This is a genomic window from Janthinobacterium sp. GW822-FHT07H11, from assembly GCF_058798615.1.
The window spans coordinates 2,785,796-2,800,409 of the sequence record NZ_CM179507.1 but is presented as its reverse complement, the minus strand read 5'-3'; the positions used below and the strand labels follow the sequence as shown (position 1 = coordinate 2,800,409).

Below are 14,614 nucleotides of genomic sequence, written 5' to 3'. Positions count from 1 at the left end.
CCGAGCAGTGCGATGCGGCGGCCCGGTGGCGCGGTTTTGCCGGCGGCACCGCCGCCGGTGTTTTTATTCGTCTGGAGTTTCGCCGTGAAGAAAGCTTTCCCGTGGCACGTGGCCGTGTTCCTGGCCCCGGCGCTGCTCATCTACTCGCTGTTCAGCGCCCTGCCCCTGGCCGACACCCTGCGCCTGGGCCTGTACACGAGCGATGAGGGCGGCCGCCACCATTTTGCCGGCCTGGCCAACTACGCCACCATCCTGTTCGACCCGCAATGGTCGCAAAGTTTCTGGAATGCAATGTGGAACAACTGTAAGTTTTTTCTTATCCACATGCTGCTGCAAAACCCCATCGGCCTGCTGCTGGCCACCCTCTTCAGCCTCAAGGGATTGAAGGGCGAGCGCAGCTACCGCACCCTGATCTTCCTGCCCACCTTATTGTCCGTGGTGATCATCGGCTTCATCTGGCAACTGATCCTGTCGCCGCTGTGGGGCGTGGGCCAGTCGCTGATGGATGGCGCGGGCATCGGCAGCTATTTCGCGCCATGGCTGGGCCAGGAATCGACGGCCCTGCTGACCATCGCCCTCATTTCTGTTTGGCAATACATCGGCATCCCCATGATGCTGATCTATGCGGCCCTGCTGGCCGTGCCCGAGGAAATCATCGAGGCGGCCCACGCGGAAGGGGCCAGCGCCATGCGCATCTTCTGGCAAATCAAGCTGCCGCTGATCTGGCCCACCCTGGGGCTGGTGACCATCCTGACCTTTGTCGCCAACTTCAATGCCTTCGACCTCGTGTATTCCGTGAAAGGCGCGCTGGCGGGGCCGAACTACGCCACCGACATCCTCGGCACCTTCTTCTACCGCACCTTCTTCGGTTACCAGGCCCAGCTGGGCAGCCCCACCATGGGCGCAGCCGTGGCCACCATGATGTTCCTCGTCATCCTCGTGGGCGTGGGCGTGTATTTCTTTTTCGTGCAGCGCAAGCTGACACGCCACGAACTGTAAGGGCCGCCATGCGCAACGTTTCCACCCGCCCCCTGGGCCGCGCCGCCGTGCACGTGATCCTGGCCGGCTACACCATCATCGCCCTGTTCCCCATCGTCTTGATCCTAATCAACTCGGTCAAGACGCGGGCCGCCATCTTCGACAATCCGCTGGCCCTGCCCACGCCCGCCACCTTTTCCCTCGTGGGCTTTCACAAGGTGCTGGCCAATTCGGACTTCCTGCTGTATTTCGGCAACAGCCTGTTCGTCACCCTGCTGTCGCTGCTGCTGATCGTGCTGTTCGGCGCCATGGCGGCCTGGGCACTGTCCGAATACACGTTCACGGGCAACCGCCTGCTGACCCTGTACCTGGCGCTGGGCATCATGATTCCCATCCGCCTGGGCACGGTATCCATCCTGGAACTGGTGGTGCGCCTGGACCTGATCAACACCCTGACGGCGCTGGTGCTCGTGTACACGGCGCAGGGCTTGCCGCTGGCCGTGATGATCCTGTCCGAATTCGTGCGCCAGGTGCCGCGCGAACTGAAGGATGCGGCGCGCTGCGACGGCGTGGGCGAGTTCGCCATCTTCTTCCAGGTGATCCTGCCCCTGATCCGCCCCGCCATCGCCACGGTGGCCGTGTTCACCATGATTCCCGCCTGGAACGACCTGTGGTTCCCGCTGATCCTGGCGCCATCGGACCGCACCAAGACCGTCACCCTGGGCGTGCAGCAATTCATCGGGCAATACGTGACGGACTGGAACTCCGTGCTGGCGGCGCTGTCGCTGGCCGTCATTCCCGTGCTCGTCATGTACGTCATTTTCTCTCGTCAACTGATCCGCGGCCTGACCTCCGGCGCGGTCAAATAATAGGTGCACCATGGCCCATGTAAGCCTGCAACAACTGAGCAAATCCTACGACGGCCACCACAATGTGCTGGCCGGCATCGACCTCGACATCCGCGACGGCGAATTCGTCGTGCTGGTCGGCCCTTCCGGCTGCGGCAAATCGACCTTGCTGCGCATGCTGTGCGGCCTGGAAGGCATTTCGCACGGCACCCTGTCGATCGGCGGCAAGGTCGTCAACGACCTGCCGCCGGCCGAGCGCGGTATCGCCATGGTCTTCCAGAGCTATGCGCTGTATCCGCACATGAGCGTGTTCCGCAACATGGCCTTCGGCCTGAAGATCGCCGGCGCCGGCAAGGACGACATCGCCCGGCGCGTGCGCCACGCGGCGGCCATCCTGAAGATCGACCACCTGCTCGAACGCCTGCCGCGCGAGCTGTCGGGCGGCCAGCGCCAGAGGGTGGCCATCGGCCGCGCCATCGTGCGCGAGCCGCAGCTGTTCCTGTTCGACGAGCCGCTGTCGAACCTCGACGCGGCCCTGCGCGTGCAGACGCGGCTGGAAATTGCCAAGCTGCACCGCCAGCTGAACGCCACCATCGTCTATGTCACGCACGACCAGGTCGAGGCGATGACCCTGGGCGACAAGATCGTCGTCATGCATGGCGGCCATATCCAGCAGGCGGGCACGCCGCTGGAGCTGTACCAGCAGCCGGCCAACCGCTTCGTGGCCGGCTTCATCGGCGCGCCCATGATGAATTTCTTCGAGGGTAGAGTCCTTGCCGCCGACGACGACGGCGTGCGCGTGGCCCTGGCCAGCGGCCAGGAAATCACGGCCCTCGTCGATCCGGCGGGCCTGCGGGCGGGCGAGGCCGTCACGGTGGGCCTGCGCGCCGAACACATCCTGGAAAACCGCGACGGCAGCGCTTGCTTTCAGGGCGTCGTCAGCCTGGTGGAACACCTGGGCGAAGCCAATTTCATCTACCTGGCGCTGGACAACGGCCAGGAACTGGTGATACGCGGCGACGGCAACAACCGCGTGCCGCTGGGCCAGCCATTCACGGTCTCGGCCGCCAGCAGCGCCTTCCACCTGTTCGACGCGCAAGGCGTGGCACGCACGCGGCGCCAGCCCGGCAACCTGATTTCCTCGAAACAGAATCTGGCCGCCTGAGCATTCCCGCCCAGGCAGCCGCCCCGATCGGATCGGCAGCGATCCGGTACGACGTGCACAAGCACGCATTTTTATAACGACAAGGAGATTGTATGCAACACCCGATCAAGACCACGCTGTCCCTCGCCTGCGCGGCACTGCTGTCCTGCGCCGCCCACGCCAGCGATGCCGAAGGCGAATACCACGGCTATTTCCGCGCCGGCCTGGGTTCGAGCACGGACAGCCGCGGTCCGCAAAGCTGCTACGGCCTGGGCGGCAACACCATGCGCTACCGGCTCGGCAACGAATGCGACACGTATGGCGAATTCGAGTACCAGAAGGAAATGGCCAAGTCGCCCAACGGCGTCAGCTTCGTCGGCCACGTCATGGTGGCCGCCTACACGCCCAGTTCCGCCGTCAGCGATTCGGAACTGAGCATGTCGAAAATGTACGTGGAAGCGAAAAACATCGCGGTGCTCAACGGCGGCACGGCCTGGATAGGCAAGCGCTACTACATGCGTCCCGACATCCACATGCTCGATTTGCAATATATCAATATGAACGGCACGGGCGGCGGCATCGACCAGTACCAGCTGGGCCCGGGCCGCATCAGCTATGGTTTCTTCAAGGATAACGACAAGCCCGGCAACTCGGCCATCCGGCAAAACCTCGTCTACCAGGGCATCCCCGTCAACCAGGACGGTACGCTGGAAGTGCTGACCACCCTCATCACGCCCGACAAGAAGGACAGCACCTCGCACGGCGGCTGGCAAGCCACCGTGCTGCACAAGCAGGATAAAGTATGGGGCGGCGCCAACACCTTCGGCATCCAGTACGGCGTGGGACCGGGCACGGGCGCCGGCGGCCAGTGCTGCGACCGCATGGGCACCACGGGCTCGATCCGCAACGGCAGCGACGTGACGCGCTTGCGCATCTTCAATTCGCTGTGGATACAGCCGACGCCCGAGTGGAGCGCGGAAATGGTGGCCATCGTACAGCGCGACAAGTCCGACGTCTCGGGCGGCAGCTCGACCTGGACCAGCCTGGGCGTGCGCCCCGTGTATGCCGTCAACGACAACTTCAAGCTGCAGTTCGAGCTGGGCACGGACCGCGTGACCTCGCCCACGGGCGGCGCAGCCCAGCGCCTGACCAAGCTGACCTTCGCGCCCACCCTGACGGCGGGCAAGGGTTACTGGTCGCGCCCGGAATTGCGCGCCTTCGTCACCTACGGCAAATGGAACGATGCCGCCACGGCCGCCGTCAACAAGGCCAACGAGTCCGGCCCCGTGTACGGCAAGGCCACCAGCGGCACCTCGTTCGGCCTGCAAGTGGAAACGTGGTTTTAAGAAACTGGCTTGATATGGCGCAGTGCATGCGCCTGCAGGACTGCGCAAAATCGCGTGCCGCGCTATGCTGCACGCCATACCGCTCACTTCGGAGGTCGCATGCACGCCGCATTTCCACGGGTCGCCGCCGCGCTGGCCCTGTCTTTCGCCAGCATGGCCTGGGCCAGGGATGCCGTCGTCGCCCCTGCCCTCAGCGCGCGCCAGCAGGCGCTGATGGCCACCGTCGTGGGCAGCGCCGCCCATCCGCGCATCCTGCAGGTGCGCCTCGATGAACTGCATCCGACCCAGCCGGCCATCGGCTACGACCAGGTGTATTACAAGCTGGGACGCTATGCGGCCGAAGAAAAGCACATCGCCGACATCGCCAAGCCGAAGAAATTCGCCGACCTGTGCGAAGCCAATGGCCAGGGCGACGTCTTGCCCGGCACGGCCAACGTGGCCGGTGCCACCCTGGCCGCGCCGCCGGCCGGCTACCGCTGCAAGGCGGCCGTCGGCAGCCGTCCGGACGACATGAAGACCGTCGTCATCGGCCCGCGCGGCATCGTGTACCTGACCGATGGCCACCACACGTTTTCCACCTTCTGGGAAGCCGATGGCGGCGATGGCGGGCGCAATCATCAATTGCAGGTCTGGGTCAAGGTCAGCGACAATTTCAGCGCGCTGGACGAAGCGGCCTTCTGGACCCGCATGCGCGCGGAAAACAAGGTCTGGCTGAAGAACGGCAAGAACCAGGCCATCACGCCGCAGCAGCTGCCGTCCGCCATCGGCTTGCGCACGCTCGGCGACGACCCCTACCGCTCGCTCGTCTACTTTACGCGCGAGATCGGCTACGAGCCGCCCGGCAAGGCCACGGAATTTCTCGAGTTTTACTGGGCCGACTGGCTGCGCGGCATGCCGGCGCTGGACCTGGCGCGTGTCGACCTGCGCGATCCGGCCGCGTATGCCAATGCGATCCTGCAAGCGGCGCAGGCCATGGTGGCGCTGCGGCCCGGCGATATCGTCAGCGGCGGCAAGCGCGCGGCGGAGCTGGGCGCGCTGGACAAGGTCGACCGCGAAACGCTGGAAGAATTGACGCAGAACAAAGGCAAGCTGAGCTACGCCATCGCGTACAAACAATCACTGGCACGATAATCGCGGCGGCATAAACGACAACGGCCCGCCTGTCGCCTGGACAAGCGGGCCGTTTTTCATGGCAAGTGCCGCTTAGGCGATGCGCTCACCGTTGGCCGGATCGAACAGGGCCGCCTTCGACAGGTTGAACGACAGCTGCATGGTCTGCCCCGGCAGCACGGCTTCGCGCGGGTGCGTGCGGCAAGTCACTGCCGCGCCGTTCAGGCGCGTCGTCAGCAGGGTGTCCGGGCCGGTCGGCTCGACGAGGTCGATCAGGCAACCGAGTTCCTGGCCCACGTCGCCGTGCGCGCTGCTCATGTCCGTGATCTGTTCCGGGCGCACGCCCAGGATCACGTCGCGGCCCGCATAGCTGCGCAGCTTGTCGGCGGCGAACGGCAGGGCCAGGCGCATGCTCTTGCCCGCGTTGTCGATGGCGGCAAATACTTCGTTGCCCTCGATGACAGGCTTGACGGTGATGAAGTTCATCGACGGCGAGCCGATGAAGCCGGCCACGAACAGGTTGGCCGGATTGTCGTAGATTTCCTGCGGCGTGCCCAGTTGCTGCACCACCCCATCCTTCATGACGGCGATCAAATCGCCCATCGTCATCGCCTCGATCTGGTCATGCGTGACGTAGACGATGGTGGCCTTCAGGCGTTGGTGCAGCAGCTTGATCTCGGCGCGCATTTCCACGCGCAGCTTGGCGTCCAGGTTCGACAGCGGTTCGTCGAACAGGAACAGCGAGGGCTTGCGCGAGATGGCGCGGCCCATGGCGACCCTCTGGCGCTGCCCGCCGGACAGCTGCGCCGGGCGGCGGTCCAGCAAGTGCGTGATCTGCAGCGTTTCAGCCACGCGCGAGACGATTTCTTCCTGCTCCGCCTTCGGCACTTTTTTCACGTTCAGGCCAAAGGCGATGTTTTCGCGCACCGTCATCGACGGGTACAGCGCATACGACTGGAACACCATGGCGATGTCGCGGTCCTTCGGCGGCAAGTCGTTGACCACCTTGCCGTCGATGAGGATTTCGCCCGAGGTGACGCTTTCCAGGCCGGCCACCATATTGAGCAAGGTCGACTTGCCGGAGCCGGAGCCGCCGACGAGGATCAGGAACTGGCCATCCTTGATCTCGATGTCGATGCCCTTGAGGACTTCGACGCCATTCGTGTACACCTTGCGGATGCTGCGTATCGATAAACTGGACATATTCTTTCCTTAACCTTTGACTGCGCCTGCGGTCAGGCCGCGCACAAAATAACGGCCTGCGACCAGGTAGACCAGCAGGGTCGGCAGCGCGGCAATCACCGCGGCCGCCATGTTGACGTTGTATTCCTTCACGCCCGTGGACGTGTTGACCAGGTTGTTCAAGCCCACCGTGATCGGCTGCGAATCGCCGCTGGCAAACACAATCCCGAACAGGAAGTCGTTCCAGATCTGCGTGAACTGCCAGATGATGCAGACGACGAAAATCGGACCCGAAATCGGCAGCACGATCTTGCGGAAGATCAGGAAGAAGCCGGCACCGTCGATGCGCGCCGCCTTGATCAGCTCTTCCGGCACGCCGATATAGTAGTTGCGGAAGAACAGGGTCGTGAACGCCGTGCCGTACACCACGTGCACGAAAACCAGGCCCGTGGTGGTATTGGCCAGGCCGAATTCGCCCAGCAGGCGCGCCATCGGCAGGATCACGACCTGGAACGGAATGAAGCAGCCCACGAGCAGGGCGGCAAACAGGATTTCCGAACCGCGGAAGCGCCAGTGCGCGAACACATAGCCGTTGAAGGCGCCCAGGAAGGTCGAGATCAGCACGGCGGGTATCACCATCTTGATCGAGTTCCAGAAGAACGGCTGCATGCCGTCGCAGGTGACGCCCGTGCAGGCCGAAGACCAGGCCTTGGACCAGGAATCGAACTGCCACACGTGCGGCAGTGCCAGCAGGTTGCCGCTGCGGATCTCGTCGAGCGACTTGAACGACGTCGACAGGGTCACGTACAGGGGCACGATGTAGTACACCGCGAACAGGATCAGCAGCAGGTACAGCACCACCCGCCCCAGGGTGAGTTTGTTGTTACGTGTAGGAGTGTGTGTCATCTCATCGCCTTTGCGCTGCGCGTTTCCAGGTACATCAGCGGCACGAGCACGGCCACGATGGTGGCCAGCATCATCATGGCCGATGCCGAGCCCAGGCCCAGCTGGCCGCGGGTGAAGGAAAACTGGTACATGAAGATGGCCGGCACGGACGACGAGTTGCCAGGTCCGCCAGCCGTCAGTGCGATGACCAGGTCGAAGCTCTTGATGGCGATATGCGCGAGGATCAGCAGCACGCTGAAGAACACGGGACGCATGGCGGGAATCACGATGCGCCAGTAGATCGTCGGCAGCGAGGCGCCGTCGACCTGGGCCGCCTTGATGATTTCATCATCGATGCCGCGCAGGCCGGCCAGGAACAGGGCCATGACGAAGCCCGACGACTGCCATACGCCGGCGATCACCACCGTGTAGATGGCCATGTCGGAGTTCACCAGCCAGTCGAAGGTAAACGAGGTCCAGCCCCAGTCGTGCATGACCTTTTCCAGGCCCAGGCTGGGATTGAGCATCCATTTCCAGGCCGTGCCGGTGACGATGAAGGACAGCGCCATCGGGTACAGGTAAATGGCGCGCAGCGCGCCTTCGGCGCGGATTTTCTGGTCCAGCAGGATGGCCAGGAACAGGCCGATGGCGATGCTGCAACCGATGAACAGGACACCGAAGATGCCGAGGTTCTTGAGCGAGGTCCACCAGCGCTCGTTGTCGAACAGCTCGACGTATTGCACCAGGCCGGCGAACTCGTAGTTCGGCATCAGCCGCGATTCGGTCAGCGACAGCCAACCGGTCAAAAAGATAAAACCATAGACGAATACCAGGCTGGCGATGAGCGTGGGGCCCAGCACCATCTGCGGTATCCATCGGTCGAATTGCTTGCGTATGGACATAGGACAGCCGTAGAAGTAAAACTGCGTGTGGCGCGCCCCTGAGCGACAGCCAGGGCGCACGCCTGCGATGCATGCGATGCAGCGGGCGCCGGCGCGAGTGCCGGCGCCGGGGTGATTACTTCACTTTTGCCGCTTTGGCCAGGGCGGCAACCGCGTCTTTCGAGCTCATGTTGGTATTCATGAACTTGGCGATGACGTCGGTCACGGCGCCCTGCGTGGCCGATGCCAGCGCCATGCCGTGGGCGAACGATGGCACCAGGCCGCCGGTCTTGTTGGTGGCGTCCATGTCTTCCATCGATTTCAGGGCGCAAGCGTCAAACTTGTCCTTCGATACGCCGGAACGCACGGGGATGGAACCCTTGTTCAGGTTGAAGATCGACTGGAACTTCGGATTCATGATGGCGTTGGCCAGGGCGATCTGCCCTTTCTTCGCATTCGCATCCTTTTGCGTGAACATGGCAAACGAATCGATGTTGAAGGTGTAGGCCTTGTCCGTGCCAGGAGCGGCCACGCACAGGTAGTCCTTGCCCGGCACCTTGCCGGCGGCCGTGAACTCGCCCTTGGCCCAGTCGCCCATGAACTGGAAGCCGGCCTTGTTGTTGATGACCATGGCGGTGGCCAGGTTCCAGTCGCGGCCAGCCGCATCCTTGTCGATATAGGTCTTCACCTTGCCCAGGGTGTCGAACACCTTGAGCATGGTCGGGCCGGTCAATTCCTTCTGGTCCAGCTTGAGGATGGCCTTCTTGTAGAATTCCGTGCCGCCCACGCCCAGCGCGACGGATTCAAACACGGTGGCGTCCTGCCAAGGCTGGCCGCCGTGGGCGATGGCGATGCCGCCCGATTTCTTGATCTTCTCGGCCGCGTCGAAGAACGCATCCCAGGTGGTCGGGGTGGTGGCCACGCCGGCTTTTTTCAGCACTTCCGGATTGACCCACATCCAGTTGACGCGGTGGACGTTGACGGGAGCGGCAACGTAGTGGCCCTTGTATTTCATGATGTCGGCGACGACTTTCGGCAGCACGGCATCCCATTTGCCTGGAATGGCGGCATCGTCGATATTGGCCAGCACGCCTTCTGCGCCCCACTCCTGGATCGATGGGCCCTTGATCTGGGCGGCCGTTGGCGGGTTGCCGGAAATGACGCGGGTCTTCAGCGCGGTCGCGGCGTTTTCGCCAGCGCCGCCAGCCACGGCGAAGTCTTTCCAGCCGAAGCCGCTTTCCTTCACGATTTGCTGCAACTGGCCCACGGACTTCGCTTCGCCGCCGGAGGTCCAGTAGTGCAACACTTCCACGTCGGTCGCAAATGCGCTGCCGGCGAATGCCAGGGTGGTCAATGCGGCCAGTTGGGTAATCTTGAATTTCAGTTTCATCTCCACATTCCTTTTTTGATCAAGCTTTTAGGGGGCTTCGGCATACGGGGGCCGAAAAAGGTGAAATCTGCGCCTGTACCGGCGCTCTAGTGCTCAGACCCGCTTGCTAACGGGCATCATCTTGGTGTAAAGACGGCGCCGTGATCCATGACATGACTACATTGCATTTATATCACGGGACGGCGCCAAAAACGCATCCGCGAAGGATGCGCCAGGTTGATCTGCATTACAAACGTCAACACTGAACAAAACCGTTTGCTTCGGTGTTTAGAACCAGGTTTCGACTTGGAAGCCGTACGAGGTGCCGCTGGTATTGTTGTTGTAGATCGGGCCGCCGTTGTTGGCCGCATTGACCGAGGCGGTGGCCGCATCGTTCCATTTGCCGTAGGTCACGAAAGCGCGCAGCTCCGGACGCGACCACAGGCCAGGACCGGCCGAGATCGTCGGGGCGATGGTCAGCTTGGTCAGGCGCTTGGCCGGCAGGCCGCCCGCTTGCGTCACGCGGTCCGTGCCCAGTTCGCCCACCAGCTTGAAGTTGTTGGTGAACGCGTACACAGGGCGCACGCCGACCGAGGTCCAGGTCGAGGAACCGGTGGCGTTCGACTCGTCTTTTTGCCACAGGGCGACAAATTCCATGCCGAAGTTGGCCATCGGCTGGATCGCCATGTCATTGAAGATGCGCGTGCGTTTCACGTCCGAACCGAAATTGGTGTCGCCCGAAGCGCCGAACTGCGCGCCCTTGCCGGTGCCAGGACCGACGCCGTACTGCACGCCGAAGGTATTGCCGCCGCCGAAGACTTTCGCTTGACGGTGGAAGGCCGACAATTGCCAGCCATTGTGCTTCTGGCCAAATGCGTCGTTGTCCTTGCCTTCGCCGATGATGTAGGTCGCGGCCAGGTCCAGGGTGCCGTTTTCATTGACGGGAATTTCGCCATAGATGAAGTTCTGGCGCACGGCCGACTTGGTGCTGACGACGCCGGTCTTCGACACGGTGTTGATGTCGTTGTCCTTGAAGAAGGCATACGAGAATTTACCGGGACCGGCAGGAATGCGGTCCAGGCCGGCGCCCGTGCCGTTCATGTTGATGTACTGCAAGTCCAGCATGTGGATGTCAGGACGGTAGTAGAAGCGCTTGCCGATCCAGGCCGTGCCGCCGTTCAGGAAATCGAGTCCCTGCGCTTCGACATAGGCCTTGACGATGCCCAGCTTGTTGTCGCCGAAATCGGAATTGGGCGCGTAGGCGTTGACCCAGATGGTGGCCAGGTAGTTCACGCCGCCGGACTGGGCGACGGACTTGGTGTAGCCGAATTCCGTGTAGGCGTCGCACTCATTGCCCAGACGGTATTTCATGGTATTGCCGCCCAGGCCGAAGCAACCCTGCGAGCCGCCGTCGCCCGAGGTATTGCTGCCGGCGCCGGCGCGCAGGTAGCCGTGGAAGCCTTCGGAGTCGGATGGGTACATGGGGTCGGCGGCAGCGGAACCGCTGGCGATGGCCAAGACGATGGCAGCTGGCAGTGTTTTCAACACGGCCTTCAACATGTTGCGATGCAGCATGGTAAGTCTCCTCAGTAGTTATTTTTTATCTAGTCATTCGTGGCCGAATGTACTGGCCAGAATTCTTTCCAGCAGGGACATAGTAACTATACTACGAACAAATATCAACATATTATGTTGTAATCCTACGACTACTCTGCGACACTTTATTTGCCTGCTTTTTTCCGTCGCCGCTCCTTTTTTGACGGTGCGCGCGGGCGTTTGACAGGCGGCCTTGCATTTTTTGGCACGCAGGACGTATACGAATTAAAATCCTTGGTTTTTGCCCATAACGACAGTTGCGCCGCCACGACAGCGCACGCACACGAGATAAAGCACCGCCATGAAAATTGATGAAAAGACTGAAGTAGCAGGCAGCGATCCCGCGGAGCGCTTCAGTGACGGGCCGCGCCTGCTGGCGGACATCGGCGGCACCAATGCCCGTTTCGTGCTGGAGACGCGCCAGGGCCACTTGGAAGCGGTGGCCGTGCTGCCCTGCGACGACTACGCGTCGCTGCTCGACGCCATCACCGCCTACATGGACAGCGGCGAGGCGCGCGCCGCCGGTTCGGCGCGCGTGCGCCATGCGGCCATCGCCATCGCCAATCCCATTGACGACGACAATATCCGCATGATGAACCACCACTGGTTCTTCTCCATCGAGGCGATGCGCGACGCGCTGGGCCTCGACACCCTGCTGGTGGTGAACGACTTCACGGCGCTGGCCATGGCCCTGCCCTACCTGCGGCCGGACCAGCGCCTGCAGATCGGCGGCGGCATGGCGCGCGCCGACAGCGTCATCGGCCTGCTCGGCTCGGGCACGGGCCTGGGCGTATCGGGCATGATCCCCGCCGAAGACCGCTGGATCGCGCTGGGCAGCGAGGGCGGCCATGTCAGCTTCGCCCCGTGCGACCAGCGCGAGATGGACGTGCTGTCCTTCGCCTGGCGCGAACTGTCGCACGTCTCGGCCGAGCGCCTCGCCTCCGGACGGGGGCTGGAATTGATCTACCGCGCGCTGTCCGACCGCGCCGGCCGGCATGAGGTGCCGCCGCTGCTGGCCGCTGAAATCACCAGCCGCGCCCTGAACAACGAGTGCGAGGTGTGCCTGGAGGCGGTCGACTGCTTCTGCGCCATCCTCGGCTCCATCGCCGGCAACGTGGCCATGACCCTGGGCGCGCTGGGCGGCATCTATATAGGTGGCGGCATCGTGCCGCGCCTCGGCCCCCTGTTCGAGCAGTCGCAGTTCCGCGCCCGCTTCGAGCAAAAGGGCCGCCTGAACGAATACCTGGCGCAGATTCCCACCTTTTTGATCACGGCCGAACTGCCGACATTCCTGGGCATCGCCGCCATCCTGGCGCAAAAGCTCAAGCGTGCCCATACCGGCGCGCCCGTGCTCGAATCGGTCCGCCAGGCGCGCGGCCGCATGAGTCCCTCGGAATGCAAGGTGGCCGACTGGGTATTGAAGGAACCGAACGCCATGCTGACCCTGCCGATCGCTGAAATCGCCCAGCGCGTCGGCGTCAGCCAGCCGACCGTGATGCGCTTTTGCCGCTCGATCGGCGTGCAGGGCCTGGCCGACTTCAAGCTGAAACTCGCTTCCGGCCTGACGGGCGGCGCCATCACGGTGGCCCACTGCCATGTGGAGATTTCGGACTCCGATGCCGAACTGGCGCGCAAGGTGCTGGGCAATAACGCCTCGGCCGCGCTGGCCCTGCGCGACATGCTCGACGTCAAAGCGCTGACGGCGGCCATCGAACTGCTGCGCGGCGCGCAGCGCGTGGAGCTGCTGGCCGTGGGCAGCGCCCGCGTGGTGGCCGACGACATGCAGCAAAAGCTGCTCAACCTGGGCATCGTCAGCAGCTTCTTCGCCGACCCGCAGGCACAGGAAATGAGCGCCGGCATGCTCAAGCCGGGCGACGTGGCGCTGGTCATTTCGCGCTCGGGCGCCCTGCCCGAGCTGCTGCGCACCGTCAAGGTGGCGCAGGCCTGCGGCGCGCGCGTGCTGGCCATCACCGCCAGCGGTTCGCCGCTGGCCAAGCTGGCCGATGTGCTGCTGACCCTGAACCACCCGGAGGGCAACCTCAATTTCGTGCCCATGATCGTGCGCCTGCTGCAGCTGATGATGCTCGATATCCTGTCGGTGGGACTGGCGCGGCGCGATACGGCGCAGCGCACCAGCGCCGCCCAGCTGGAAGAAGGACAATTGCACGGCATGCGCATCAGCGGCAAGCTGAAATTCGGTGGCCACCTCGAATAAGGCGGCGCCCGCCGTCCACGCCTCCTCCGACGCGGCCAGCGGCGCCACCGTGCACGACGTGGCGCGCGTGGCCGGCGTGTCGGCCATGACGGTATCGCGCGTGATCAACGGGCGCGCCAGCGTCAGCGCGGCCACGCGCGACAAGGTCGAGGCGGCGATCGCCAGCCTGCGCTACCAGCCCAACCTGGCGGCCAGGGCGGCCCGCACGGGCACGCTGCGCATCGGTTTGTTGTACAGCAACCCCAGCGCCGCCTTCCTCAGCGAATTTCTGGTTGGCGCCATGGACCAATGCCGCCAGGGCGGCGGCCAGCTGCTGCTCGAACGCTGCGGCGACCTGGCCAGCCAGCATGCCGCCATCGCCTGCCTGGTGGAAGCGGGCATCGACGGCATCCTGGTGCCGCCGCCTTTGTGCGATTCGCCGCAAGTGCTGGCACAATTGAACAATATGGGCATCCCCGCCATCGCCGTCGCCACGGCGCGGCCCTCGCCCGATATGTCGGCCGTACGCATCGACGACTACGAAGGCGCGCTGGCCATGACGCGCCACCTGCTCGCGCTGGGCCACCGCGACATCGGCTTCATCGAAGGCGACCCGGCGCACACGCCCGCCCTGCTGCGCCGCCAGGCCTTCGAGGACGCCATGCGCGAAGCGGGCTTGCAGGTGCCGCCGCACAGGGTGGCGCAAGGCTATTTTACGTATCGTTCGGGACTGGACGCGGCGCGCCAGCTGCTGGCGCAACAACCGCACCCCAGCGCCATCTTCGCCAGCAACGACGACATGGCCGCCGCCACCCTGGCCGTGGCGCACGGCATGGGCTTGCAGGTGCCGGCGCAATTGAGCGTGTGCGGCTTCGACGACACGCCCGTCGCCACCACCGTCTGGCCCGAGCTGACGACCATCCACCAGCCCATCGCCGACATGGCGCGCGCCGCCGTCAATCTCGTCATCGACGAAATCCGCCAGCGCCGCGCGGGCGAAACGGCGCCCGCCACGCATCACCTGATGGCGTTCACCTTGATGAAACGGGCGTCGACGGGGGCATGCGGCCCCCGCTGACCT

General features: G+C 63.8%; 12 protein-coding genes. 7 read left to right on the top strand and 5 right to left on the bottom strand.

From position 1 onward, the window contains the following. Positions 1-84 precede the first annotated feature (84 nt). The 5 genes from AC3RCJ_RS12575 to AC3RCJ_RS12555 all read left to right on the top strand — a co-directional run bounded on the left by AC3RCJ_RS12575 (position 85) and on the right by AC3RCJ_RS12555 (position 5,447). The gene (locus AC3RCJ_RS12575; RefSeq protein WP_492964089.1) at positions 85-999 is read left to right on the top strand and encodes a carbohydrate ABC transporter permease; all 915 of its coding nucleotides are present in this window, start codon (positions 85-87) and stop codon (positions 997-999) included. A gap of 8 nt (positions 1,000-1,007) precedes the next feature. Beyond that, entirely contained in the window at positions 1,008-1,847 is an 840-nt protein-coding gene (locus AC3RCJ_RS12570; protein ID WP_086147275.1) for a carbohydrate ABC transporter permease, read from the top strand. A 10-nt stretch (positions 1,848-1,857) separates the two neighbouring features. Beyond that, entirely contained in the window at positions 1,858-2,991 is a 1,134-nt protein-coding gene (locus AC3RCJ_RS12565) for an ABC transporter ATP-binding protein (RefSeq protein ID WP_492964090.1), read from the top strand. A 92-nt stretch (positions 2,992-3,083) separates the two neighbouring features. Then, the gene (locus AC3RCJ_RS12560; RefSeq protein ID WP_492964091.1) at positions 3,084-4,316 is read left to right on the top strand and encodes a maltoporin; all 1,233 of its coding nucleotides are present in this window, start codon (positions 3,084-3,086) and stop codon (positions 4,314-4,316) included. A 99-nt stretch (positions 4,317-4,415) separates the two neighbouring features. After that, the gene (locus AC3RCJ_RS12555; RefSeq protein ID WP_492964092.1) at positions 4,416-5,447 is read left to right on the top strand and encodes a ParB/Srx family N-terminal domain-containing protein; all 1,032 of its coding nucleotides are present in this window, start codon (positions 4,416-4,418) and stop codon (positions 5,445-5,447) included. A gap of 72 nt (positions 5,448-5,519) precedes the next feature. Here AC3RCJ_RS12555 and AC3RCJ_RS12550 read toward each other — a convergent pair whose 3' ends face one another. The 5 genes from AC3RCJ_RS12550 to AC3RCJ_RS12530 all read right to left on the bottom strand — a co-directional run bounded on the left by AC3RCJ_RS12550 (position 5,520) and on the right by AC3RCJ_RS12530 (position 11,318). After that, positions 5,520-6,629 carry an ABC transporter ATP-binding protein gene (locus AC3RCJ_RS12550; RefSeq protein ID WP_492964093.1) on the bottom strand — a complete coding sequence of 370 codons (1,110 nt, stop codon included), beginning with the start codon at positions 6,627-6,629 and terminating at the stop codon, positions 5,520-5,522. 9 nt (positions 6,630-6,638) lie between these two features. Further along, a complete protein-coding gene (locus AC3RCJ_RS12545) occupies positions 6,639-7,514 on the bottom strand; it encodes a carbohydrate ABC transporter permease (protein WP_034757607.1) in 876 nt (291 codons plus the stop codon). Then, the gene (locus AC3RCJ_RS12540) at positions 7,511-8,395 is read right to left on the bottom strand and encodes a carbohydrate ABC transporter permease (RefSeq protein WP_010397323.1); all 885 of its coding nucleotides are present in this window, start codon (positions 8,393-8,395) and stop codon (positions 7,511-7,513) included. The genes AC3RCJ_RS12545 and AC3RCJ_RS12540 overlap by 4 nt, the downstream gene beginning before the upstream one ends. Positions 8,396-8,510: 115 nt before the next feature. After that, complete coding sequence (locus AC3RCJ_RS12535) at positions 8,511-9,764, bottom strand: ABC transporter substrate-binding protein (protein WP_077402988.1); 1,254 nt, start codon at positions 9,762-9,764, stop codon at positions 8,511-8,513. 267 nt (positions 9,765-10,031) lie between these two features. Then, complete coding sequence (locus tag AC3RCJ_RS12530) at positions 10,032-11,318, bottom strand: maltoporin (RefSeq protein ID WP_492964094.1); 1,287 nt, start codon at positions 11,316-11,318, stop codon at positions 10,032-10,034. 322 nt (positions 11,319-11,640) lie between these two features. Here AC3RCJ_RS12530 and AC3RCJ_RS12525 point away from each other — a divergent pair, with 322 nt between their 5' ends. Both AC3RCJ_RS12525 and AC3RCJ_RS12520 read left to right on the top strand, forming a co-directional pair. Beyond that, entirely contained in the window at positions 11,641-13,554 is a 1,914-nt protein-coding gene (locus AC3RCJ_RS12525; RefSeq protein ID WP_492964095.1) for a glucokinase, read from the top strand. After that, a complete protein-coding gene (locus tag AC3RCJ_RS12520; RefSeq protein ID WP_492964096.1) occupies positions 13,538-14,611 on the top strand; it encodes a LacI family DNA-binding transcriptional regulator in 1,074 nt (357 codons plus the stop codon). The genes AC3RCJ_RS12525 and AC3RCJ_RS12520 overlap by 17 nt, the downstream gene beginning before the upstream one ends. Positions 14,612-14,614 lie beyond the last annotated feature (3 nt).